The organism is Maridesulfovibrio bastinii DSM 16055 (assembly GCF_000429985.1).
Taxonomy (GTDB): Bacteria; Desulfobacterota; Desulfovibrionia; order Desulfovibrionales; family Desulfovibrionaceae; genus Maridesulfovibrio; species Maridesulfovibrio bastinii.
This window is the reverse complement of sequence record NZ_AUCX01000010.1, coordinates 1-22,193: the sequence shown is the minus strand read 5'-3', so window position 1 is coordinate 22,193 and position 22,193 is coordinate 1. Positions and strand designations below refer to the sequence as shown.

Below are 22,193 nucleotides of genomic sequence, written 5' to 3'. Positions count from 1 at the left end.
AACTGTTTTAATTTATTAAATAAAAATCTAAAAGACGTACAGTGGCATGTTCATTGCTAATGATGAAGCATGCAAAACGATCTGTGTGAGAAAAAATATTCCGTATTGAAGGCGGCCATGATTGAGCTGGACGGACTCTTTGAGCTGGAGTCAACGCTTTCCGGGTTGCTTGGAGTTCTCCGCAGAGAGCTTGAGACTTCCAAAGGATTTGTTTCTCTTTATGATCTGGACTCAATTATTTCAACTTATAATGTGTTCAGTGGCTTTAATCCTGAGGAACTTTCTCTCGGTACGGGTAAAATGGGTGAGGAAGAGGTTCGCCGCGTTCTCCAGACCCCCGGTCCTTTCTGTCTTACCGGCAGAAGTTCAGGTGCGGTTCTCTGGAATGGCGGTGGAGCTGCTTTGGCCCGCGATGAAATTCGTTTTTTTGCAGTTCCTTTCTTTGTTGAAAGCCACTACGCCGGAATTATCGCGGTAGATAGAATTTTTAATGATTCAGTTCCGACATCAAAAGATGTTGATGTGCTGGTAGAATATGCCGAGATGGTTCAGCTTGCGGTCAGCCTCGGATGCAGATCCGGTGAATCAAGAAGTTTTCTGATGCGCGAAAATCTGGCCCTGCGCAATCGTTTGACTGGTGAGGGCCGTTTTGAACATCTCCTTGGCAGAAGTTCGGTAATGGTTGATGTTCAACGCAGGGTTGAGAAAGTTGCCACTACTAATGCTACGGTTCTGGTCATCGGAGAAAGAGGTGTTGGCAAAAAACTGACCGCAAGGACAGTCCACGATTATTCTGACCGGAGCGGCGGCCCTTTTGTGGTTGTTAATTGTGCCGAGTTTTTAGGTCAGGATCTTGAGCACGAAATATTCGGTTTTGAAAAGGGTGCATTCCCCGGAGCTTTCAATCCCAGTTCCGGAGCACTTGAAGAGGCAGATGGCGGAACCCTGCTTCTTGAAAATGTTGAAGCCCTGCCACTTAACATACAGATGAGACTTCAGCAGTTCATACAGGACAGAAGTTTTGTCCGCAACGGTGGTGAAACAAAGTTCAGAACATCGGATATAAGAATAGTCGCAACTTCATCAGCTGATCTTGGTGCAATGGTTGAAGACGGAAAATTCAGGCTGGAGTTATATTACCTGCTTAATGTTTATCCTATCAAGATTGTGCCGTTACGCAGTCGCAGGGACGATATAACCGGGCTGCTTAACCATTTTATCCGGGAAATATCCATTCACTCCGGACGGAATATCCATTTTTCTCCTCCCGCTCTGGAAGCTCTTATGCGCTATGACTGGCCGGGTAATGTTCAGGAAATGGAAGAGCTGATTAAGCGTCTGGCCCTGATGGCTGAAGAAGATGGAGTCTCGCTTGAATTTTTGACACCTTTTCTTTCAGGCGGTTTCGGATCGGAGATTCAAAGTAACGGTGCCGGGCGTCTGGAAAATGGTTCTTCACTAAGCGAGATTGAACGTAATGAAGTTGTCTCAGCATTGGAAAGAAATGGATGGGTTCAGTATAAAGCGGCAAAAGACCTTGGGCTGACGGCAAGACAGGTCGGGTATCGAATTAGAAAATTCAATCTGGAGCATATGGTCAGTGAGGGCAGGTCGTCATTACGCAAGACCTGATAAAATTTTAGGTGAGGTTTGCAGCTACCCCCTGCATATCCTTGCACTTAAAAAAAGCCCGTCTGAATCTCCCACCAGACGGGCTTTTATATTTAGAGGCTTTCAGCCATCATTTCATCAATAACTTCATATTCATAAGATTCATCTTCCAGAAGGTCGCACAGTCCTTCAACATTTATGTTCTGGCAGATTATGAGAACACTGCTGTCCTCATTCAAGTCATGCTCCAGAGCTTCTAAAAGAAATTCTTCACGTCTGCCGTTACTGTCGGTAACAGCATCTTCAAATTCCCGCTCTGTCCAGCCTGACATTTGTTTGATTTTCAGTAAATCTGCATAGTCCTGAATATCGTATTCTTCACATTCCGAAGAATCAGGTGAAATAAAACGATGGGAAATGCTGTGATCAAGTGCAACCGTTTGACCCACTATCTCAGTATAGTCGAGATCTTCTTTATCAGCCTGATCGAAATCTTCGGCAATAAGGTCGATTTCATTGTCACCCAAAAAGCTGATAAGCAATCCTCTCAGCTCTTCAGGATGCTCCTCGCTGTCTTCATTGACATACTGAAATACAGGATCAACACCTACAAGGTAAATCATTACAAAAACTCCATGAACATAAGAAGTAACTCCGGCATTCTGACCGGGGTCCGTAAGATAGACTTGTCTCTTTTGCGAACCTCTGTAAAGGGGATAATTAAAGAAAAATGCAACTGAACTTATGAGTGTGAAAATAAAAAGGCCGGAGCGTATTCCACTCCGGCCTCATAAATTGTGTATGGTGTTGAAAAAGGTGCCGATTATACATTAAAAAGGAAATGAACGACATCTCCGTCATTCATAACATATTCCTTGCCTTCGGAGCGCATAACCCCGGCGCTGCGGCAGGCAGCTTCAGATTTATGTTCCACGTAATTATCGTAGCTGACGATCTCTGCACGGATAAAACCTTTTTCAAAGTCGGTATGGATAACCCCGGCGGCCTGTGGCGCTTTGTCTCCTTTGTGAATAGTCCAGGCGCGAACCTCTTTCACTCCAGCAGTAAAGTAGCTCATGAGACCGAGTGTATGAAAACCGGTACGGATAATCTGATCCAGACCTGATTCACTAACACCGTATGATTCCAGAAATTCCTGATACTCTTCATCTTCAAGACCGATAAGGTCTTCTTCCATTCTTGCTGAAATTTTAACAAATTCAGCTCCGCGCTCAGCAGCGAGGGCTTTGACCTGCTTCACATAGTCATTGTCTTCACCGAGACCGTTTTCATCAACATTGGCGCAGTAGATAATGTTTTTTGCAGTGATGAGACGGAGTTCCCTGAAAAGTTCAACGGCTTCATCACGGTCTTTTTCAGGAAATGTGTTGGCCGGATGACCTTCGTTGAGGTGATCAAGTAGCTTTTTACCTATTTCAAGTTTAGGGCCGAGGGTTTTATCACCCTTAAGCTGTTTGCCCATTCTTTCAATACGGGTGTCCAGTGACTGAACGTCAGCCAGAAGCAGTTCGGTTTCAATAATTTCTATGTCACGCAGAGGGTCAACCGAGTTGGCAACATGGATGACATCATCGTTATCAAAACAACGGACAACATGAAGAATTGCTTGAGTTTCACGGATATTGCCGAGAAATTTGTTACCCAGTCCTTCACCCTTGCTTGCTCCGGCTACGAGTCCGGCTATATCGATAAAGTCAACGGTAGCATGCTGAATTTTCTCAGGGTTAACCAGCTCGGCAAGTTTTTCTATGCGTTTGTCAGGAACCGGGACAACGGCTTTGTTCGGTTCAATTGTGCAGAAGGCATAGTTGGCGCTTTCTGCATTCTGGGCCTTGGTCAGGGCATTGAAAAGGGTGGATTTACCCACGTTGGGCAGACCCACTATACCTATACTGAGAGACATATTGGAAACTCCTGAAGGAATTATATCTTTATATTTATGAGACTGTGCCGGATTTCTTACGATTTTTTGCTGCTGCTGAATAAACCTGAAAGAAAAATACCGGAAAATTTAACGAACCACTGTCAGCGAGATGATCAATAACTGTGATTTCACCGGCAGGCAAGTCCAGATTACTCCAGTTTTGCACCTTAAGCAAAAAGCTTTACTACAATGGCTCATACGCTTACAAACCGCGGATGAACAACAGTAACAATTTTTATGATGTAATAATTCTGGGAGCCGGAGCTTCAGGATTATATTGTGCAATGCATGCAGCCTTGAGAGGGCGCAGTGTACTGGTGCTTGATCATGGCCCGAAAGCCGCACGGAAAGTGCGCATTGCCGGGGGAGGTAAATGTAACTTTACCAACTTAGAGGTCAGCCATGAAAATTATATTTGTTCAAATCCCCATTTCTGCAAGTCTGCTCTGGCCCGACACGGGCAATGGGATTTTATAGATTTTGTTTCATCTGCCGGAATAGAATATGAAGAGCGCGATGATGGACAGCTTTTCACTGTAGCCGGAGCCGGAAGAGTTGCCGGGCTTTTACTGGAGCGCAGCGGCCGGGCCGGGGCTGAAATTCTTATGAACGGTAAAATACAGAATGTGGAACATATTGAGGATAATAAATTCTCTGTGGTGTTTTCAGATATTGAGTACCACTGCCGGTCGCTGGTCGTGGCTCTCGGGTCACCGGCCTATCCTCAGGTCGGGGCCGGTTCTCTGGGGTATGAGATTGCCGGCCAATTCGGGCACCGGCTTATTAAAACGCGTCCCGGTCTTGTCCCACTGCGCATAGGTGGAAGAAACGGCAAGATATGCCGAGAACTTAGTGGCAATTCCATGCCTGTAATTATAAGCTGCGGTGCTAGAAGTTTTAAATCCGATATGCTTTTTACCCATAAAGGTATTTCCGGGCCGGCTGTTTTACAGATTTCAAATTACTGGAACAGGGGTGATGAGCTGGAAGTGGATTTAATGCCGGGTGTGGACCTGAATTCGCTGTTTGAAAAAGACCGCTCGCTCAAAGTTGCCCTTAAAAATTATCTTGGGCGTTATATTCCCAAAAAGCTGGCTGAAAATTTATTTGCAGATTGCCAGATGGAACAGGTTAACAGGCTAGGAATAAAGAAAGAGCAGGAAATCAGTGAGCAGATTCATCACTGGAAGCTGAAACCTGAAGGCAGTGAAGGATTTTCAAAAGCTGAGGTTACTCTTGGCGGGGTTGATACTGATCAGGTGTCATCAAAGACAATGGAATCAAAGCTGGTCCCCGGACTCTACTTTATTGGTGAGGTTCTTGACGTTACCGGGTGGCTGGGCGGTTACAATCTGCAATGGGCATGGTCATCCGGTTTTGCGGCCTCAAATTTTGTCTAGTTTGTCAGTCTTTGTCTTTTTTCAGATTTATTGAAATTTCGGTGATCAGTTTTTCAAAATCTATGGGCTTGGCAACGTAGCCGTCCATACCTGATTTCAAGAATTTTTCCTTGTCACCGCGCATGGTATGGGCTGTCATGGCAATAATGGGGGTGTTGCTGCTCATTTTGTACTCCGGCAGTGACCTGATCCTTCGTGTCGCTTCAAGACCATCCATGACCGGCATCTGTACATCCATAAGGATGCAGTCAAATGTTGATTTTTCAAGAAGCTCTAAAGCAATTGCCCCGTTTTCCGCAGTTGTCACGCTATGACCTCGTTTTTCGAGTATCTTTTTAGTTGAAAGACTGTTTATGCGTTCATCCTCAACCAGCAGCACTGAAAGCTGGCCAAGGTCCGGTAGGAGTTCAGGCTTTTCCTCATTTTGCGATCTGCAGGCGAAATGGTCACTCTGTACTTTTGAGACGATGGAAAAGGTGAATGTTGAGCCTGTCCCTTCTTCGCTTTCAACAGAGACATTGCCGCCAAGAAGAGCTGTAAGTCTTTGAACTATTGCAAGACCAAGCCCTGTCCCTTTAAATTTTCGAGTATGTGAACCGTCAATCTGGGTAAATGATTGGAAAATTATTTTTTGTTTATCTGGCGCAATACCTATTCCGGTATCTGAAATAGCAAAGATAAAGCGGAATATTTCAGGTCTATCCGGAATAATTTCATGATGTATTTTTACATGAACCCGGCCTTCACTGGTGAATTTAACAGCATTGCCGACAAGGTTGAATAGAATCTGCCTTATTCGGGACTCATCACCTATGAGACAGATCGGTGTTTCTTTATCAAATTCATAATCCAGCTGAATCTTTTTATTCCGTACCTGCATCGTAAAACTTTTAAGAAGTGAGCTGATGCACTGCTCCAGATTGAATTCATGTTCTATAAGACTCATTTTCCCGGCTTCCATTTTGGAAAAATCGAGAATGTCGTTAATAACAGTGAGCAGGCTCTTACCTGATTCATTCGCCGTGGCAATGTATTCTTCCTGTTCACTGTTCAATCTGGTTGTTTTCAGAAGCTCAAGCATTCCAAAAATACCGTTTAAAGGTGTTCTTATTTCGTGGCTCATATTGGCAAGAAATTCACCTTTGGAACGGTTGGCAGCTTCTGATTCGGCCATGGCCATATTGATATCTTCTTCAAGTTTTTTTCTGTCAGTAATATCAAGAGCCACAATTAAATGGGCCATTTTATCTGAAATCCATTTTACAGCCCGGTCATGGCAAAGATAGGTACGCCCTGTTTTTTTGTCCGTATATTCTCTTATAAAAAGTCCCGAAGGATTGCCCTTGGAATCCAGCAGCTCAGGTTCAGGACAGGTCGGGCAGCGGCCGTCTCTGCCGTGTATGGCTTTCCAGCATTTTTCTTTTTTGTGCGGGGTATAAGAATTATGTCCTTTCAGCTTATTGGAAAAAAGGACATCGTGTGTCTCAAGGTCAAAAACAAATATGTTGGCATCAATACTGTTCAGAATAGTATCAAGAAGCTGGTAGGAATGTTTAAGGCTGCGTTCGTTTGATTTGGTTTCTGTTATATCCTGAAAAGTACCGTATATTGATGTCTTAAGTGAGTTGGTTTTTTCAGAATAACAGTTGATGGTTCCCCATCTTTTCTGTCCATTTACGGGTTTTAAACTCATGTCGAGCTTGAAAAAATATTTTTGATGCTCAAAGGCCAGCCGGAAAGAGTTAATCAGTGCGGTCCTTGATTCAAAATCGAATATTTTAAGAGCGTTGCGTAAGGTCACTCTTTTATCTTCGGGGAGTCCTGTAAGATCGAAAAGTCCTTTTGACAGTGTTACTTCATTCCTGACAGCGTCTATCTCCCAATATCCAACCAGAGCTGCCTGCTGAGTTATTTCAAGTATGGACTTTGTATGTTTTAGTTTTTTGTGGAGATCATGCAGGCTGTTGTCCAGAGGCTGAAAAGAAAAAATCAGGTACTCTGTCTCTTCTTGGACAGCATGCGGGGCAGCATAGCCGACTCTGACCGATACAATTTCATCTGTAGCTGTTTTCAGTTTTGTTATAGTGTCAGGACTGTTACCATTAACAGCTATAAATGTTTGCTCCAAGCTCTGCTTGTTGAATCTTATTGCAGATATTTTTTCCGCAATATTGTGTCCGACAGAAATATCAGGAAATATTTTTTTGAATTTGTTGCTGACTGAAAGAATTTTTCCGAAGTTGTCAGTTACTGCCAGGGCAGTACTATTTCTTTTGAAAATATTTTCAAAAATATTTTCAGACAGTGCGGAAGGCGAATCCATTTTATTTTCTATTTTATTCTCAGCCATTTGATCTCACGATGATAAAAATGGGTAGTATGTATTCACTATGTTATATCAAATTTATTTTTATTTCAAAAAATAAAATATTATTTTGTAAAAATAAGATTTTAAAGAATGATCAACTCCTTATCAAAATAAAATCCACCTCTGAATAACAAAGGTGGATTTAAAATACCATAAAGCTCAACTTAGAAACTTGAGGGGCAAAAATGGATATCTATTTGTAATGTGTATTTTTTTAAACGTATATCCGGCACTGTTTGTCATTTTTGCAGCTATCCCTGCCCCGGACGATTATTCTGCCATCTGGGTTGCGCTCCCATCCGCATATAACCCCCATCTCCTTTAAGAGACTGAGTGCTTCTGTTGCTTCCTGATAAAATGATCTGATGCTGCGTGCTCTTGATCCGCAGAGCTTAAAAAGAGTTCTGATGCTGATGAGGTAATACCCGCCGTTAAGCCAGGACATGCCGTGCATCCATTTGGCAAGAGCCTGATCCCCAAGACCGAGTCGCTCTTTAATAAATGGCAGCGGTCCGATGCAGGAACGAAATGATGCTAAAATATCTTCATTTATTTCAACATGACAACGTCTTGTCTGGGTGTCTTCAAAAATGCTGTTGATCAGTCGCATGGTGCATGAGCACCGGTCATCGCTTATGCGTATCAAACCCTGTTCAAGTCTGTAGAGGCTGCTTTTTATGCGCCCTCTGGCGGCGTAGCTCGGTTGTTTGCCTATGGCGGCAAGTGCAAGATTTAAATCTATTATTGTTCCGATATCGGACTTTGATGTCCCGCCAAGAGCACTGGATATGCAGAAAAGCAGAATATCCAGATCGCGCTGGTCAAATTTCTCACCTGAAAAATATATTTTTTTGGAGCTTACAGGGATTTCCACAGAGACATTTTCCACCCGCTGTCTACGGCGTGCCAGATAAGCAGGAAAAAGGTCTGAACACAGCAGAATAGCCGGTGTACTGATTTTGTCAGGAGAAACCGCCCCGGAAGAACCGTAGGCAGGACTGCTGAAATACGATGAACCTGATCCGCTTAGGGGATCAAAGTCGTCCTGAAAAGAATTGGCGGCGTGAAACATAATCATCTCTCTTGCTGGCTTTCGGGTTGAATTCATCCTGAAGTGGACTGCTCCCAGTGCAAAGTAGAAAGATGCTTGGGGTAATTCAGTCTATTTAGGGTGAAAACGATGATGCAGCCTTGCTAAAAAGCTGGCTCTATTCACATTACATCCTTGATCACAACTTCCGATGACGTCTTTCGGAAGGGTTGAGGTTTCTCTTTTTCTATGCTGCCAGCAGGATCGGTGCCGACAGCATAGAAAAAGGGCTAAGGGGTTGCCTACAGTTCGTTGGGCAGCTTTTTAAGCTGCGCATAAGTATATACAGGTCCGTCCATGCAGACGTAACTTGTTCCAATGTTGCAGCGTCCGCAGATGCCTACGCCGCATTTCATTCTTTTTTCAAGAGTGGTCACTATCTGTTCGTCGCTGAATCCGAGCTTATCAAGAGCCTGAAGAGTGAACTTGATCATTATCGGAGGTCCGCAAGTTATGGCCACACAGTTTTTCGGAGAAGGAGCTATATCAAGTAACACATTAGGTATTAAACCTACAGTGTGTTCCCATCCTTCATATTCCGAGTCGATTGTCAGGTAGGTATCGAGATCATCACGTTCAAGCCAGTCAGGAAGTTCATAGCTGAAAGCCATATCTTTGGGAGATCTTGCTCCGTAAAGCAGGGTGATCTTTCCATAGTCTTTGCGGTTGTCCAGCATGAACAGAAGCAGGGTGCGCAGAGGAGCCATTCCGATTCCGCCACCGACAAAGACGATGTCTTTGCCTTTCATGGACTCATAATCAAAATGGTTTCCAAGAGGAGCTCTTACTCCGATCTGGTCTCCCTGACGAAGTCTGTGCAGCTTTCCGGTAACTTCACCGGTGCGCATGACACTGAACTGGAGATACTCCATTCTTGTCGGGGTAGAGTTGATAACAAATGTCGCTTCACCTGTTCCGAAAGAGGAAAGCTGACCGACCTGTCCCGGTTCGAAAGTAAAGTTTTTCATGGCTTCAGGATTGTTTAAGGTAACCCTGAAAGTCTTGATGTTGGGCGTTTCTTCAATGACTTCCTGAATGGTGGCCATTTCCGGAAGATACGGATTATTTGTCATCTGCGCCCTCCTTGACTGCGGCAGGCTCATAGTTGACAGCCTTCATGACTATTTCACGGATATCAACGCATGCCGGACAACTCTTGATGCAACGGCCGCAACCGCAGCAGGAGATGACTCCGTCATGGAGGTCCGGATAATAGCTGAACTTATGACCGACACGGTTTTTCAGCCGGTGTGCTTTTGTCGGACGCGGATTGTGACCGCTGGCCTCCATGGTGAACATGGCTGACATGCAGTTGTCCCAGCTCCTTATGCGTGCGCCCTGATTACCGTATTCTTCATCTGTAATGTTGAAGCAGTAACAGGTCGGGCAGAGATAGGTACAAGCTCCACAGCTTAGACACTTGGAAGAGACCTCGTCCCAGAAGTCCATATTATTGAAGACTTCAAGGAGTTTTTCCGGTGCAATAGTCAGGTCCGGTGCTTCACTCAGAGTCTTTTCAGCCTCTTCATGGAATTTCTCGGCTTCTTTCTCTTTTCCTGCTCCGTCTGAAAGCAGAGCTGAAGAAAGCAGTTTTTCACCTTTTTCAGAAACACTCTGCAGAAGATAGCCGCCGGAAACAGGAGTCATCAGCACATCTGATCCGGTTGTATCGGCCGGGCCGCTTCCGACCCAGTTACAGAAACATGTTCCCTCTGCCTTTTCACAGGCAAGAGTTATGAAGCATGTGTTCTCTCTTCTGGTTTTATAATAGATGTCTTTCTTTTTACCTTCGAGGTAAACCCTGTCGAACATGGTGAATCCGCGGGCGTCGCAGGGTCGTCCACCAAAAACAACCGTAGTTCCTTCCGGTATCATTTCCTGTGCTTCCACAAGAACTTTTGAAGGGTCTTCAGGGTCTTTGGTGTAAGTGAATTTTACCAGTTCTTCACTCTGAGGGAAGACAGATTTTTTAGGGGAAGCTGTGGCCTGACGGTCCAGACAGATTTCCTTCTCCTTATCAAAGGAACGGAAAACAAGGGCATCACCTTCGTAGCGGGGGGCCAGAACCTTATGCTCGGCAGCCAGTTCATCCAGCCATGCCGAAACATCGTCAGCTTTTATAAACTTGATCTGAGCCATATTACCAGTCCTTCTCTTTTATCTTCTGCTCTTCCCCTTTAAAGGTGAGCAGGGGCGGAGTGGCTTCCGAGTCTACTCCGGCCTCGTAGTCGAAGACAGCCTTGATTTCCTTATTAAGTTTTTTCTTGAGCATAAGGATGGGGATATCCACAGGGCAGGCCCGCTGACACTCTCCGCATTCGGTGCAGCGTCCGGCGAGGTGGTATGCGTGAACTATCTGGAACATCAGCTTTTCACGCACATGGTCTTCCTGAGTCAGCCAGTGCGGTTCGCGGCTCTGTGCAACACAGTGGTCGCGACAGACGCACATGGGGCATGCGTTTCTGCAGGCGTAGCAGCGTATGCAGCGGTCCATTTCGCCAAGCCAGAAGGTAAACTTTTCGTTAGTGGAAAGTTTTTCGAATTCCTCTATGTCTGTATAACCTTCCGAGAATTCAGCTTTGGCTTCCAGTTCGGGGCCGATGAACTCATCGCTTAAAACTGCATTGGGATAGCGGCAGGTGAGACATTTATCAGCCAGCACATCTTTCAGAGCCAGCTTGTGTTCACTGCCTCCGGTTTTCAGAGTGACTTCAGATCCTGAGATTTCACAGGATTCAACATTTCTGACATCTCCTGCGGCTCTGCGGATTTTGGTCTGATCAACTACACCTTCGCAACCGAAGCCGAAGATTTTAACTTCATCACGGTTGATCAGGTTTTCCTGCAGCAGTTCCACAACTGAACGGCTGTCACATCCTTTAACTATTATTCCGACCTTTTTGCCTTTAAGTGAAGGCAGGTAAGTCGCAAGGTTGTTAACGCTTAAAGCGTCAACTCTCAGTTTATCAATATCTTCATCACTGCGCATGAAATGAGGTGTGGCATGGAGTGGATCGTAACTGTCGGTCCAGCCCATGACCAGATCAAGATCAGGCAGTGCTTTTTTAATAGCTGATTTTAATTCTTCAAGGTTTTTCACCCGTTCCTCCTTATATACTGCCCTTTAATTAAAGAGCGGCTTCCAGAAGTTTGAGGGTTGCTTCGGCATCGGCACCTTCAATTTTAGGAGCCGGTCCGAGCTTGTGAATCTGCTCGGTAAAGCCGGTTACAACCTGTTGCCAGCGCTGGCCTTCAGAAGCCGAAACCCAGGTATACTCAAAACGTCCCGGCTCAATACCGATGAAAGGCAGGAAACGTTTGAGGACTTCCAGTCTGCGGCGGGCGTAAAAGTTGCCCTCGGCATAGTGGCAGTCTCTGGGGTGACAGCCGGAAACCAGAACCCCGTCAGCTCCGTTAAGCAGAGCCTTTACAATAAACATGGGGTCTATACGGCCGGAACATGGAACCCTGACAATGCGCAGGTCAGTGGGCTGAGTAAAACGTCCCACTCCGGCGGTGTCGGCTCCGCCGTATGAGCACCAGTTGCATAGAAATCCGACAATTCTGAGTTCTTTACCCTCTAGAACCGGCATACTGCGTTAACCTCCGCGAGAATCTGGTTGTCAGTAAAGTGCTGGAGCTGAATGGCTCCCTGAGGACAGGTGGAGGTACAGATTCCACAGCCCTGACAAACTGTTTCAATTACTTCAGCCTTCTTCATGCCGCGGAAGTCAATTTCCTTGATGGCTCCGAAGGGACAGGTGGATATACACTTTCCGCAACCGATGCAGCGCTTGATGTTGACCTGAGAAATCTGCGGGTCACTTGCAAGCTGGTCCTTGGAAAACAATCCGAGAACTTTTGCTGCTGCGGCACTGCCCTGAGCAACAGATGAAGGGATATCCTTGGGACCCTGACATGAACCGGCCAGATAAACACCTGCGGTGTTTGTTTCAACCGGTTTGAGTTTGGGGTGCCCTTCCATGTAGAAACCGTATGAATCGTAGGAGATACGCAGTTTTTCAGCCAGACCTGAAGCGCCTTTGGCTGCTTCGGCTCCGACAGCAAGAACAACCAGATCCGCTTCAACTTCGACCTGACCGCCCATAAGGGTGTCTGCGCCGCGGACCATGAGGTTCTCGCCTTTAGGGTAGACCATGGAGACCCTTCCGCGGACATAACGTGCTCCGTATTCTTCCTGCGCGCGGCGGGTGAATTCGTCGTACATTTTTCCCGGTGAACGGATATCCATGTAAAAGACGTATGATTGTGAATCGGGGATATGATCCTTGGTCAGGATAGCCTGCTTTGCAGTATACATGCAGCAGAAACCTGAACAGTAGGGGCGGCCTACAGATTTATCTCTGGAACCGACACACTGGATGAAGACCACATTTTTAGGTTCCTTACCATCAGAAGGACGTTTAACATGTCCTCCGGTAGGTCCGGAAGCTGAAAGCATTCTTTCATATTGGAGTGAGGTGATAACGTCGGGGTATTTACCGCCGCCGTATTCTCCGTATACTGTCCAGTCGAAAAGATCGAAACCGGTTGCAGCAACGATAGCACCGACACTTTCGGTTACAAATTCATCCTTCTGCTCATAATCTATCGCATTGCTAGGACAGATTTTAGCACAGACTCCGCATTTGCCTTTCTGTATTTTCATACAGAAATCAGGATTGATTGCGGCTTTTTTAGGAATAGCCTGCGGGAAGGGAATGTTGATGGCCGTGGTCTTGCCAAGCTCTTCGTTGAAAGGATCATCAGCTTTTTTACTGGGGCATTTTTCAGTGCAGAGACCGCAGCCTGTGCAGGCATCCCAGTTAACATAAGTAGCTTTCTTCTTGATCTTTACATCGAAGTTTCCGACATATCCGCCGACTTCTTCAACTTCGGAAGCAGCGTAAAGGGTTATGTTCGGATGCTGGGCTATATCAACCATGCGTGGCCCGAGGATACAGCTGGAACAGTCAACCGTCGGGAAGGTTTTATCCAGCTTGGCCATTTTTCCGCCGATTGTGGTTGTTTTTTCAACCAGAACAACCTCAAGTCCTCCGTCAGCACAGTCGAGGGCAGCCTGAATACCGGCAACTCCGCCACCGATGATCATTACCCTTTTGTTGATGCTGAACTGTTTGGATTCCAGAGGCTGGTCATTCAAAAGTTTTGCCGCAGCCATACGAACAAGGTCTATCGCCTTGTTGGTATTGGCCTCACGGTCACGGCCGATCCATGAAACATGTTCTCTGATGTTGGCCATCTCAAAAAGATAGCGGTTCAGGCCTGCTCTTTCGAGAGTCCTGCGGAAGGTCGGTTCGTGCATTCTGGGCGTACAGGATGCTACAACAACTCCGTCAAGATCATGTTCCTTGATAGCGTTTATTATGCCTTCCTGCCCGGGTTCGGAGCAGGCGTACATCGTGTCTGTAGCGAATGCCACTCCGGGAAAGTCTTTTGAAGTTTCGGCGACTTTAGCTGTGTCGACAGTTCCTTCAATATTACTTCCGCAGTGACAGACAAAGACTCCTATTCTCACTTTAGTCTTCTCCTTGGCTTATTTGGCGGAAGTTTTTTCTTTCCTGCCGATGGCTTTGAGCACAGCCTTGGGGCTGACACAGAGTTTGCCCATACCGACTTCTTTTTCGGTAAGGCCAAGGGCCAGGCCCATAAGCTGGGTATAATAAAATACCGGTATCTTATGATGTGATCCGGTAGCCATGTTTATCTGCCCCTGACGCAGGTCAAGGTTCATCTGGCACAGAGGACATGCGGTTACTATTGCCTGTGCACCGATGTCTTCAGCTGCATCCAGAAGTTTACCGGAAAGTTTCATAACGAGATCTTTGCGCGGAATACCGAAAGAAGCACCACAACATTCAACCTTCAGCGGGAATGGGACAACATCCGCTCCGAGGGCTTCCATAATATTATCCATGGACATTGGGTGTTCAGGATCGTCAAATTCCATGACTTCCGGTGGACGGTTCATGATGCAGCCGTAGTATGCGGCTACTTTCAGACCTTCCAGAGGTTTGACAACTTTTTCCCTGATGGCTTCAACACCTAGATCTTCCACAAGAATCTGAAGCACGGACTTGGTTGCAACCGTTCCATTATACGGTTTGTCCAGAAGCTTGTTTACTTTCTCGCGGAAATCTTCTTTTTCCATCCTTTTGCCGGATGTCTTAAGATTTGTAAGACAGCTGGGGCAAGGTGTGATGGTAGTTTCCATCCCCATATCCTCAACCAGTGATAGGTTGCGGGCGGAAAGGGCTGAGGACAGAGTGTGATCAACGGTGTGAGCCGGAGTGGAGCCGCAGCAACTCCAGTCGGGAACATCGCTTAATTTGATTCCCAGAACAGAACAGACAGCCCTTGTGGACATATCATATTCCATTGAAGTTCCGGTTCCGGAGCATCCGGGGTAGTATGCATAGTTTAAGGTGCCGCTCATTTGCCGGAACCCTCCTTGAAACGTTCAAAGATTTTAGCAATCTCTTCTTTGCCCTGGACATCATTCGGGTTGAAATGAAGTTTGCCCTTGGGCAGAATTTTCGGTCCTAGATCGAGATCGGTCCAGACCCGGCCTGTGCGAAGAATGTAGTTGACCAGAAGTCCCATCTCAAAGGCTCTTCCATGTTTTTCAACTGAATCAAGGAAAGAATCCCAGAAAGATTTAACCGTCTTGACAGAAGCATAACCTTCACGGCGGGCAATGTGCCTGAGGACATCCATGATGTGTGCAACGTCAATGTTGTTAGGGCAGCGTGTCGTACAGGATTCGCATGTAGCGCAAAGCCAGATAGATTTTGATTTAAGGACTGTTTCTTTCTGGCCTAGCTGTAGTAATCGCATGATTTGGCTTACGGGAATGTCATACGCAAATGAGTATGGACACCCGGCGGTACAGTTACCGCATTGATAACAGAGGTTAAGCGTCTGACCGCTTTCCTCCTCGACCAGATCAACAAACTGCTGGTCGCATGATGTGGTGATGTTGACTGTTTCCATATTTTGGTTAGCCGCCTTTCAGCTTATTGGATGCACCATGCCGGTGATACTGCGGGTGTGTAGAAAATGGCAAATTGCATCAATGGTTGGTAATAGTAATGGAATGCCCCATCCTTTGCTATGTTGTTGTAACTGCCTTTACGGCAGTGTCAACCTTAATGTCAAAATGCACAAGTACGGGATATTTATTATAAATATAATCGGCGGGGTGTGAAATGGAGCGCGGATAAATCCACGCTCCATTCATTAACTGAGCAGTTCTTTTAGAGAGCGCCCTTGTAGATAGCAGCAACTTCAGCATCTTTAAGGAGTCTGGGGTTGGTAAGAGCACAAGCATCTTTCTGAGCGTTTGCGGTCATGGTAGGAATGTCTTCTTCCTTAACTTCCTTACCATAACGTTTTCCAAGCTCTACGAGACCGGAAGGAATACCGATGTCTGCGGAGAGGCGTTTGATAGCGGTGAGAGCCAGTTCGGCTGCTTCCATAGGAGAAAGACCTTCAGTATTTTCACCCATGAGCTGAGCGATTTTTACGAAACGGTCTACCTTAGCGATAAGGTTAACTTTTTCTACATGAGGCAGGAGAATAGCGTTGCATTCGCCGTGAGGCAGGTCATAGAAACCGCCAAGCTGGTGAGCCATAGCGTGTACATGACCGAGGCTTGCGTTGTTGAATGCCATACCACCGAGGTACTGTGCGAAACACATGGCTTCACGAGCTTCGATATCTGTTCCGTTAGCAACTGCGGGACGCAGGTACTTGGCAATGAGTTCGATTGATTTTTCAGCTGCAGAGTCAGTCATGGGAGTAGCTGCTGTAGATACATAAGCTTCAACAGAGTGAGTCAGAGCATCCATACCGGTTGCAGCGGTAAGTGCCGGAGGCATTCCAACCATGAGCAACGGGTCATCAAGTGCGATACCGGGAGTTACGCGCCAGTCAACAATAGCCATTTTAACGTGACGGCTGGTATCGGTGATGATGCAGAAACGGGTCATTTCAGATGCTGTTCCTGCAGTTGTGTTAACAGCTACGTAAGGAGGCATAGGCTGAGTAGACTTGTCTACACCTTCGTAGTCATGAATTTTTCCGCCGTTTGCAACAACAAGGCCGACACCTTTACCGCAGTCATGTGAGCTACCGCCACCGAGAGTGATAAGGCTGTCGCAGTTGTTTTTCTTATAAATTTCAACACCGGCGTGAACATTTTTATCAGTAGGGTTAGGGATGGTCTCGTCATATACGACAACATCCATGCCTTCTGAAGCAAGCAGGTCGGTTATCATTTTGGTAAGACCGGCACCGGTGATACCCTTATCAGTAACGAGCAGAGGCTTAGTTCCACCAAGAGCTCTGATTTTAGCAGGAATTTCTTTATGTGCACCAATTCCGATCAGAGTAACACTAGGAATGAAATAGCCGTAAACTTGTTCCTGTACTGCCATGTTTAAAACCATCCTTTAATTTTGAGAGTTGAAAAGACTTGCCTTTGCCTAACAATGTAAATCCAGAATCCGCGTTTTACACTTTTCTATAGGCAATTTACGGGCCAAAAGTGTAAAGTTTATAATACCAGTGGTTTAGCCTTGTATAGACATTGTTCTATAGGAGTCATTATGTCTCTGCATGGTTTAAGAGCTGGTATAGACGTTCACAGAAGTTTTTCTATCTTAGATATAAACTTATGTCTATAGCGGGTTAAAAGCGTTATGGGATAAAATGTCCCACTAAAATTGTTAAAAAGGACATTTTGACCCTAAAATTTGCCCCCTTAATCTGTGATTTCGGGAAGAAAAATGTAGAATGAGAGCTAAAATATGTTTGTTAAAATGTTCACAAAGTCGCATGTTTACAGGGTTGAGTGTTGTGAATAAAGTCACAATCTTCTTTTTTCTGTCGTGCTTTGGCGTTATTGTCATTGTGGCTCAATATCGAAATAGAACTAAATGGAATTGTGTTATTTAATCATAAATAGTTCACACACTTTGAATAATATTTAAAAATAGATTCCTAAAAATAATATTTTTAATAACAAAATTATTACGTTGGGGAAGGCTCACTTGTACTGTGACAGAGGGTTTCCGCCTAATGAGCTAAAATGATTAACTTATGATCAGAAGAAAAAAAGTAGCCTATATTAGTTTAGTGAAAAATGGAGATCATTTTAAGCAAATGATGAAAATGATATCATAAGTAAAAAGATTTTTCAGCAGAATAATTGATAAAAATGAATAGGATTTAAATTAAGCAGAACGGAAAAACAGCACAAAAAAATTAAGTTTAACGGAAAAATTGAATATTATTTTAATGACACTATTTCATAGATTTAACGGGTTATACTGCTCAGGATAATAATTATTGAATCTGTTAAAGGGATATTAGAAAGTAGCTGAATTGAGTTCAATAAGAGTAAAAAAATTAGTACTACTGAAAAAAAATAAATATTACGTTAAAGATAATATGATGTGATTAAGTGTGAACATTTGAAGAGAAATTAAAAGCCCCCATCAGAAGAAATTGCCATCCAGTGGATGAATGGACTTTTCTGATGGGGGCTAGGCCAAAATTCACTCCATGCAGAGGATAATGGCATTTAATCTTTTTTTATACCGGCTCTAGTCAGCTCTCAAGGCCGTATCTGTTAATTTTACGATATAATGTTTTCCGGCTGATTCCTAAGGCCTCGGCAGTTTTTCTCCTGTTGCCTTCAAAGAAGTCCAGCATTCTCAAAATATGTTTCTTTTCTATGGAATCAAGAGAAATATCATCTTCTGAGTTTTCTGAAGCCATCACCAGCTCTCTGGGGAGTGCGTTAGCGGTAATTATACCGTTTTCAGCTAATATCATGCTGCGTTCGATAACATTTCTCAGTTCACGAATGTTACCGGGCCAGTCGTAACGCATGATGCATTTCATGGCACTGTCCACAATTCTGTGCGGCTGTCCTTCAGGGCTGAGTGTTGCAAGAAAATAATCTACCAGAAGAGGCAGGTCTTCTTTGCGTTCACTCAAGTCCGGGATAGAAATATTGAAAACATTTATACGATGATAGAGTGCTTCATGGAATCGTCCGGCTTCAACTTCTTCCGCCAGATTACGGTTGGTAGCAAATAAGAATCTGATATCAACGCGGCGCTCATCCTTTTCACCGACTCTACGGTAAGTCTGAGTTTCAAGAACTCTCAGCAGGGAAGCCTGAACTTCCAGAGGGAGTTCACCAATTTCATCAAGGAAGAGTGTTGATTCATGGGCATAGGCCATAAGTCCTTCCTGAGATTCGGTTGCTCCTGTGAAGGAACCTTTGACGTGACCGAAAAGCTCACTGCGGGCGAGTTCTTTCTGGAGTGATGCGCAGTTTTTGATGATTATGGGATTACCGGATCTTGTGGAGCGGTCATGTATTGCATGGGCCACAACATCCTTACCGGCACCTGATTCTCCAGTAATGAGAACCGGAACATTGGTGGGAGCTACCTTATCAATAAGAAACTGAATGTTTTTTATGGCCTTGGATTTTCCGACAAGTTTAGTCGGGCTGCTTTCTTTTCCTGAGCTGTGCTTTAAAATCTGATTTTCTCTGGCAAGGCGGACTCGCTGATGAGCTTTCTCCACAACCAGATCAATGCGGTCAAGATTAAATGGTTTGGGGATAAAATCGCAGGCTCCAAGCTTCATCGCTTCTACAGCACTGTCGATATCTCCCTGTCCGGTGATCATTACGACTTCCGTATTTGGAAGACTTTCTCTCACTTCAATAAGAAAATCCAGATTTTCAGTATCCGGAAGTCTTAAGTCCAGAACCACTACATCATATAATCTCTGCCTGAGCATTTCCCGGGCATGCTGAGCAGAGGCCGCGGTAAAAATTTCTCTTTCAGGTGAATCAAGCTCTTTTTTAAGAAGACGCCTGATAGGCTCTTCATCGTCTACAACCAGAACGGGATATTTGTCATTCTTCATCTTGATCAGCTCCGGGAATTCTCACGCAGAAAGAGGATCCGGCACCTTCTTCGCTATGCATTCCAATTTCACCACCGTGGCTTTTTACAATGGAATAACACGTTGAAAGGCCGATTCCGATTCCTTTTCCTACTGGTTTCGTTGTGAAGAAGGGTTCGAACAGTTTGTCCTGCAACTCAATTGGAATACCGCAGCCGTTATCTTCCACAATCAGCCCGACCCAATTGTGTTCGTCAGAATAGGTTCTGATTAATATGGAACCACCATCTTTTGTGGCATCAAACGCGTTGACCAGAAGATTTATTATAACCTGTTTCAGGTGAGACTCGTCTCCCATAATTTCCGGGAGGTCTTCATCCAGAACTACTTTGACTGATATTTTGCAGCTGTCTTTTATGTGGTGCTTTAAAATAATCATTGTGTCATTGACACATTTATTAAGATTCAGTCTGGTGAAGCTTGCGCACACCGGACGACTGAATGTCAGCAGTGTTCTGACTATATCCCGGCAGCGCAGACATTCACTTATTATCGTGTCTGTGTATTCGCAGAAGTCGTCGTATAATTCTTCATCGAGGCTGTCCTCAATATATTTAAGACGGCGCTTTATACCTTCGGCAAATCCGTTTATAGCTGTGAGCGGGTTATTAATCTCGTGGGCGACTCCTGCTGCTAGTGTTCCGACAGTAGCCATTTTTTCGGCCTGATAGAACTGGGCCTGAAATTCTTTTTCAAGGGTGACATCGCGTTTGAACAGCAGCACATGCCGTTTAAATCTGGCATCTGTTTTTAAGGGCGAGGCAATAAGTTCAAAATGGCGATATTTGTCATCTACCTTGTATATGCAGGTGTCTTTGGCAATTTCATCTCTGTCTATAGCTACAAGAACAGGGCAGTCCTCGCACTGGGAGTCTCTGTTGCGCAGTATTTTATAACAGTGTTTTCCTATGGGGTTGACCCCGGGGTACCATTCATTAAAAACGTGGTTTACTGATCTTATTTTGAGGTCCTCTGATAGGACAATCATAAGGTCCGTTATTGCATCGAGTATTGCCTGATTCTCTTTACGCTGGTTTTCAAGTTCGGCGTTTGAGGATTTGAGTTCTTCAACCTTTCTCTGAAGATCCTGATAAAAACCCAGTTTGCAATGTTTAATTCCGATAAGATCATTTAATGATGTAAGAGGAGCCATTACCAGGCCTCCTCACAGGCTTTGAGCATATCCTGCCATGTGGCTTCCAGAGGATTTGTCAGGTTGCAGGCGTCATTAACCGCCATTTTACAGACCTGTCCGAGTGTCATCTTGCTTTCAGGAGCAAGAATCTGGCTTAACTTAACCGGTACATTGAGTGATGCGAAAAATGCTTCAAGTTTTTCAATCCCCGCGATAGCGGTGCTCATATCATCTTTTTCCCTGCGGTTTAAAATAACTTTTCCAATTTCAGCCATTTTGGAAACACAATAATCCAGATTGGTGCGCATCACCGAGGTGAGAAGAATGGGGTGGAGTACTCCGTGTTCAATGTCGAACATTCCTCCAAGTGAATGGGCTATGGCGTGTTCCATTCCGAGGGATGCGTTGCTGAAGGCCATTGAAGCCGAAGTGGAAGCAATGGAAAGTTGTTCCAGTGACTCCAGAGAGCGGGTTTCTATAGCCGGTTTCAGGTTGCGCATAATTAGGTCGATTGCTTTAAGTGACTGAGTTTCTGTGAACGGCGAGGCGATGCGCGAAACATAAGATTCTATCGCATGAGCCAAGGCATCAATGGATGATTGAATGATAAGCCTTTCACTTTTTGTGCGCAATAGATCAGGGTCTACAATGGATATATTAGGTACCAGTGTCCTGCTGATGATGGACATTTTGACCCGTCTTTGGGTGTCTGAGATGATGCAGAATTGAGAAATATCCGACCCGCTGCCGGCTGTGGAAGGAATAAAGATCATCGGAGGAAGGGGACGGTCGATTTTATTTGCACCTTCATAGTCTCTGACTTTTCCGCCATTGCTGGCAATAACCGCAATTCCTTTTGCTGTGTCCATGACACTGCCGCCACCTAGAGCAACGATTACATCCGCTCCGTTTTTCAGATAGAATTCTGCACCCTGTTCGACCTGAAAATCACGGGGATTATGGGTGACTCCCATATAATAGACCCAGTTGATCCCCTCGGATTCTAAAATGTCCATTAATCTCTGGACCCATCCAGCCTCTTCAAGACCGTTGTCGCTGACCAGAAAAACCTTTTTTGCCCCGTGTCTGAGGGCGCATTGCCCGACAAAGTTTATGCTTCCCCTGCCGAATATTATTTCGGGAATTGCGAACTTGGTTATTTCCATATCAGCATATCCTTATCAATTTGTTTGATCATGATGTCATTCAGGTTGACGGCGTATCACTTGTTTCGAATCGTAATCCTTATATTCAGGGAGGCTGATCCGTTAGAGAGTGGTAGGTCTGTCGCGGTATATCAGGCCAGAGTCTATCAGGCCGGAAATTCTAAAAAATAATCATGTATTTTTATACACCTACTTCCCATTATCCCTTGAATAAAAATACCATGCCAGCACTCCCGGGTTTAATCTGGTAGAATACCAGTAAAAGCGAAACTCACAAGGAGGGCTGACATGGCTAGACTTACAATATCATCAATTAGTAGGTTTGTGGAAGGCTTTCAAAGTCAACTTTTTTTCGTAGGTATTGATGTACATAAACGTAGTTTTAGTGTGGCCTTGCTTAGAGCAGATGGAATGGTTGAGAGCTGGACGACTCCAGCTGATGTTGAAGCTATCACCAACAGACTG

Annotated in this window: 17 protein-coding genes; 2 read left to right on the top strand and 15 right to left on the bottom strand. The window is 45.0% G+C overall.

Annotated features, from left to right (window positions below; genetic code table 11):
• Positions 1 to 69 precede the first annotated feature (69 nt).
• The gene (locus G496_RS0105655) at positions 70 to 1,632 is read left to right on the top strand and encodes a sigma 54-interacting transcriptional regulator (protein WP_027178428.1); all 1,563 of its coding nucleotides are present in this window, start codon (positions 70 to 72) and stop codon (positions 1,630 to 1,632) included.
• Between the two features lie 92 nt (positions 1,633 to 1,724).
• Here G496_RS0105655 and G496_RS0105650 read toward each other — a convergent pair whose 3' ends face one another.
• Together G496_RS0105650 and ychF are read right to left on the bottom strand one after the other, a co-directional pair.
• Positions 1,725 to 2,234 carry a hypothetical protein gene (locus tag G496_RS0105650; RefSeq protein WP_027178427.1) on the bottom strand — a complete coding sequence of 170 codons (510 nt, stop codon included), beginning with the start codon at positions 2,232 to 2,234 and terminating at the stop codon, positions 1,725 to 1,727.
• Between the two features lie 200 nt (positions 2,235 to 2,434).
• A complete protein-coding gene (gene ychF, locus G496_RS0105645; protein ID WP_027178426.1) occupies positions 2,435 to 3,535 on the bottom strand; it encodes a redox-regulated ATPase YchF in 1,101 nt (366 codons plus the stop codon).
• Between the two features lie 236 nt (positions 3,536 to 3,771).
• Here ychF and G496_RS0105635 point away from each other — a divergent pair, with 236 nt between their 5' ends.
• Complete coding sequence (locus G496_RS0105635) at positions 3,772 to 4,956, top strand: BaiN/RdsA family NAD(P)/FAD-dependent oxidoreductase (RefSeq protein ID WP_027178425.1); 1,185 nt, start codon at positions 3,772 to 3,774, stop codon at positions 4,954 to 4,956.
• 4 nt (positions 4,957 to 4,960) lie between these two features.
• Here G496_RS0105635 and G496_RS20460 read toward each other — a convergent pair whose 3' ends face one another.
• From G496_RS20460 to G496_RS0105570, 13 genes are all read right to left on the bottom strand, one after another.
• A complete protein-coding gene (locus G496_RS20460) occupies positions 4,961 to 7,306 on the bottom strand; it encodes a PAS domain-containing hybrid sensor histidine kinase/response regulator (protein WP_051294853.1) in 2,346 nt (781 codons plus the stop codon).
• A 232-nt stretch (positions 7,307 to 7,538) separates the two neighbouring features.
• Positions 7,539 to 8,432, bottom strand: coding sequence for a hypothetical protein (locus tag G496_RS0105625; protein ID WP_156900599.1), 894 nt, complete (start codon positions 8,430 to 8,432; stop codon positions 7,539 to 7,541).
• Between the two features lie 224 nt (positions 8,433 to 8,656).
• Positions 8,657 to 9,487, bottom strand: coding sequence for an FAD/NAD(P)-binding protein (locus G496_RS0105620; protein WP_027178423.1), 831 nt, complete (start codon positions 9,485 to 9,487; stop codon positions 8,657 to 8,659).
• Positions 9,477 to 10,553 carry a 4Fe-4S dicluster domain-containing protein gene (locus G496_RS0105615; RefSeq protein ID WP_027178422.1) on the bottom strand — a complete coding sequence of 359 codons (1,077 nt, stop codon included), beginning with the start codon at positions 10,551 to 10,553 and terminating at the stop codon, positions 9,477 to 9,479. Before G496_RS0105615 ends, G496_RS0105620 begins: the two co-directional genes overlap by 11 nt.
• Before the next feature lies 1 nt (position 10,554).
• On the bottom strand, positions 10,555 to 11,514 hold the full coding sequence (locus G496_RS0105610; RefSeq protein WP_027178421.1) for a 4Fe-4S dicluster domain-containing protein: 960 nt from the start codon (positions 11,512 to 11,514) through the stop codon (positions 10,555 to 10,557).
• A 28-nt stretch (positions 11,515 to 11,542) separates the two neighbouring features.
• A complete protein-coding gene (locus G496_RS0105605) occupies positions 11,543 to 12,007 on the bottom strand; it encodes a hydrogenase iron-sulfur subunit (RefSeq protein ID WP_027178420.1) in 465 nt (154 codons plus the stop codon).
• On the bottom strand, positions 11,995 to 13,953 hold the full coding sequence (locus G496_RS0105600) for a CoB--CoM heterodisulfide reductase iron-sulfur subunit A family protein (RefSeq protein WP_027178419.1): 1,959 nt from the start codon (positions 13,951 to 13,953) through the stop codon (positions 11,995 to 11,997). Before G496_RS0105600 ends, G496_RS0105605 begins: the two co-directional genes overlap by 13 nt.
• An 18-nt stretch (positions 13,954 to 13,971) precedes the next feature.
• Positions 13,972 to 14,871 (bottom strand): CoB--CoM heterodisulfide reductase iron-sulfur subunit B family protein, encoded by a 900-nt coding sequence (locus G496_RS0105595; RefSeq protein ID WP_027178418.1) that lies wholly within the window; start codon positions 14,869 to 14,871, stop codon positions 13,972 to 13,974.
• Entirely contained in the window at positions 14,868 to 15,428 is a 561-nt protein-coding gene (locus tag G496_RS0105590; protein ID WP_027178417.1) for a 4Fe-4S dicluster domain-containing protein, read from the bottom strand. The genes G496_RS0105595 and G496_RS0105590 overlap by 4 nt, the downstream gene beginning before the upstream one ends.
• 263 nt (positions 15,429 to 15,691) lie before the next feature.
• Complete coding sequence (locus G496_RS0105585; protein WP_027178416.1) at positions 15,692 to 16,873, bottom strand: iron-containing alcohol dehydrogenase; 1,182 nt, start codon at positions 16,871 to 16,873, stop codon at positions 15,692 to 15,694.
• Between the two features lie 1,174 nt (positions 16,874 to 18,047).
• Positions 18,048 to 19,388 carry a sigma-54-dependent transcriptional regulator gene (locus G496_RS0105580; RefSeq protein WP_027178415.1) on the bottom strand — a complete coding sequence of 447 codons (1,341 nt, stop codon included), beginning with the start codon at positions 19,386 to 19,388 and terminating at the stop codon, positions 18,048 to 18,050.
• Complete coding sequence (locus G496_RS0105575; RefSeq protein ID WP_027178414.1) at positions 19,378 to 20,580, bottom strand: two-component system sensor histidine kinase NtrB; 1,203 nt, start codon at positions 20,578 to 20,580, stop codon at positions 19,378 to 19,380. The genes G496_RS0105580 and G496_RS0105575 overlap by 11 nt, the downstream gene beginning before the upstream one ends.
• Complete coding sequence (locus tag G496_RS0105570) at positions 20,580 to 21,728, bottom strand: iron-containing alcohol dehydrogenase (protein WP_027178413.1); 1,149 nt, start codon at positions 21,726 to 21,728, stop codon at positions 20,580 to 20,582. Before G496_RS0105570 ends, G496_RS0105575 begins: the two co-directional genes overlap by 1 nt.
• Between the last annotated feature and the right edge of the window lie 465 nt (positions 21,729 to 22,193).

What these genes read in the sequence shown, in the direction of transcription:
- G496_RS0105595 (WP_027178418.1), bottom strand. Translation starts at nt 14,871, where the DNA reads ATGAGCGGCACCTTAAACTATGCATACTACCCCGGATGCTCCGGAACC.
- G496_RS0105635 (WP_027178425.1), top strand. Translation starts at nt 3,772, where the DNA reads ATGAACAACAGTAACAATTTTTATGATGTAATAATTCTGGGAGCCGGA.
- G496_RS0105570 (WP_027178413.1), bottom strand. Translation starts at nt 21,728, where the DNA reads ATGGAAATAACCAAGTTCGCAATTCCCGAAATAATATTCGGCAGGGGA.
- G496_RS20460 (WP_051294853.1), bottom strand. Translation starts at nt 7,306, where the DNA reads ATGGCTGAGAATAAAATAGAAAATAAAATGGATTCGCCTTCCGCACTG.
- G496_RS0105590 (WP_027178417.1), bottom strand. Translation starts at nt 15,428, where the DNA reads ATGGAAACAGTCAACATCACCACATCATGCGACCAGCAGTTTGTTGAT.
- G496_RS0105575 (WP_027178414.1), bottom strand. Translation starts at nt 20,580, where the DNA reads ATGGCTCCTCTTACATCATTAAATGATCTTATCGGAATTAAACATTGC.
- G496_RS0105615 (WP_027178422.1), bottom strand. Translation starts at nt 10,553, where the DNA reads ATGGCTCAGATCAAGTTTATAAAAGCTGACGATGTTTCGGCATGGCTG.
- G496_RS0105605 (WP_027178420.1), bottom strand. Translation starts at nt 12,007, where the DNA reads ATGCCGGTTCTAGAGGGTAAAGAACTCAGAATTGTCGGATTTCTATGC.
- G496_RS0105650 (WP_027178427.1), bottom strand. Translation starts at nt 2,234, where the DNA reads ATGATTTACCTTGTAGGTGTTGATCCTGTATTTCAGTATGTCAATGAA.
- G496_RS0105580 (WP_027178415.1), bottom strand. Translation starts at nt 19,388, where the DNA reads ATGAAGAATGACAAATATCCCGTTCTGGTTGTAGACGATGAAGAGCCT.
- G496_RS0105620 (WP_027178423.1), bottom strand. Translation starts at nt 9,487, where the DNA reads ATGACAAATAATCCGTATCTTCCGGAAATGGCCACCATTCAGGAAGTC.
- ychF (WP_027178426.1), bottom strand. Translation starts at nt 3,535, where the DNA reads ATGTCTCTCAGTATAGGTATAGTGGGTCTGCCCAACGTGGGTAAATCC.
- G496_RS0105585 (WP_027178416.1), bottom strand. Translation starts at nt 16,873, where the DNA reads ATGGCAGTACAGGAACAAGTTTACGGCTATTTCATTCCTAGTGTTACT.
- G496_RS0105655 (WP_027178428.1), top strand. Translation starts at nt 70, where the DNA reads ATGCAAAACGATCTGTGTGAGAAAAAATATTCCGTATTGAAGGCGGCC.
- G496_RS0105625 (WP_156900599.1), bottom strand. Translation starts at nt 8,432, where the DNA reads ATGAATTCAACCCGAAAGCCAGCAAGAGAGATGATTATGTTTCACGCC.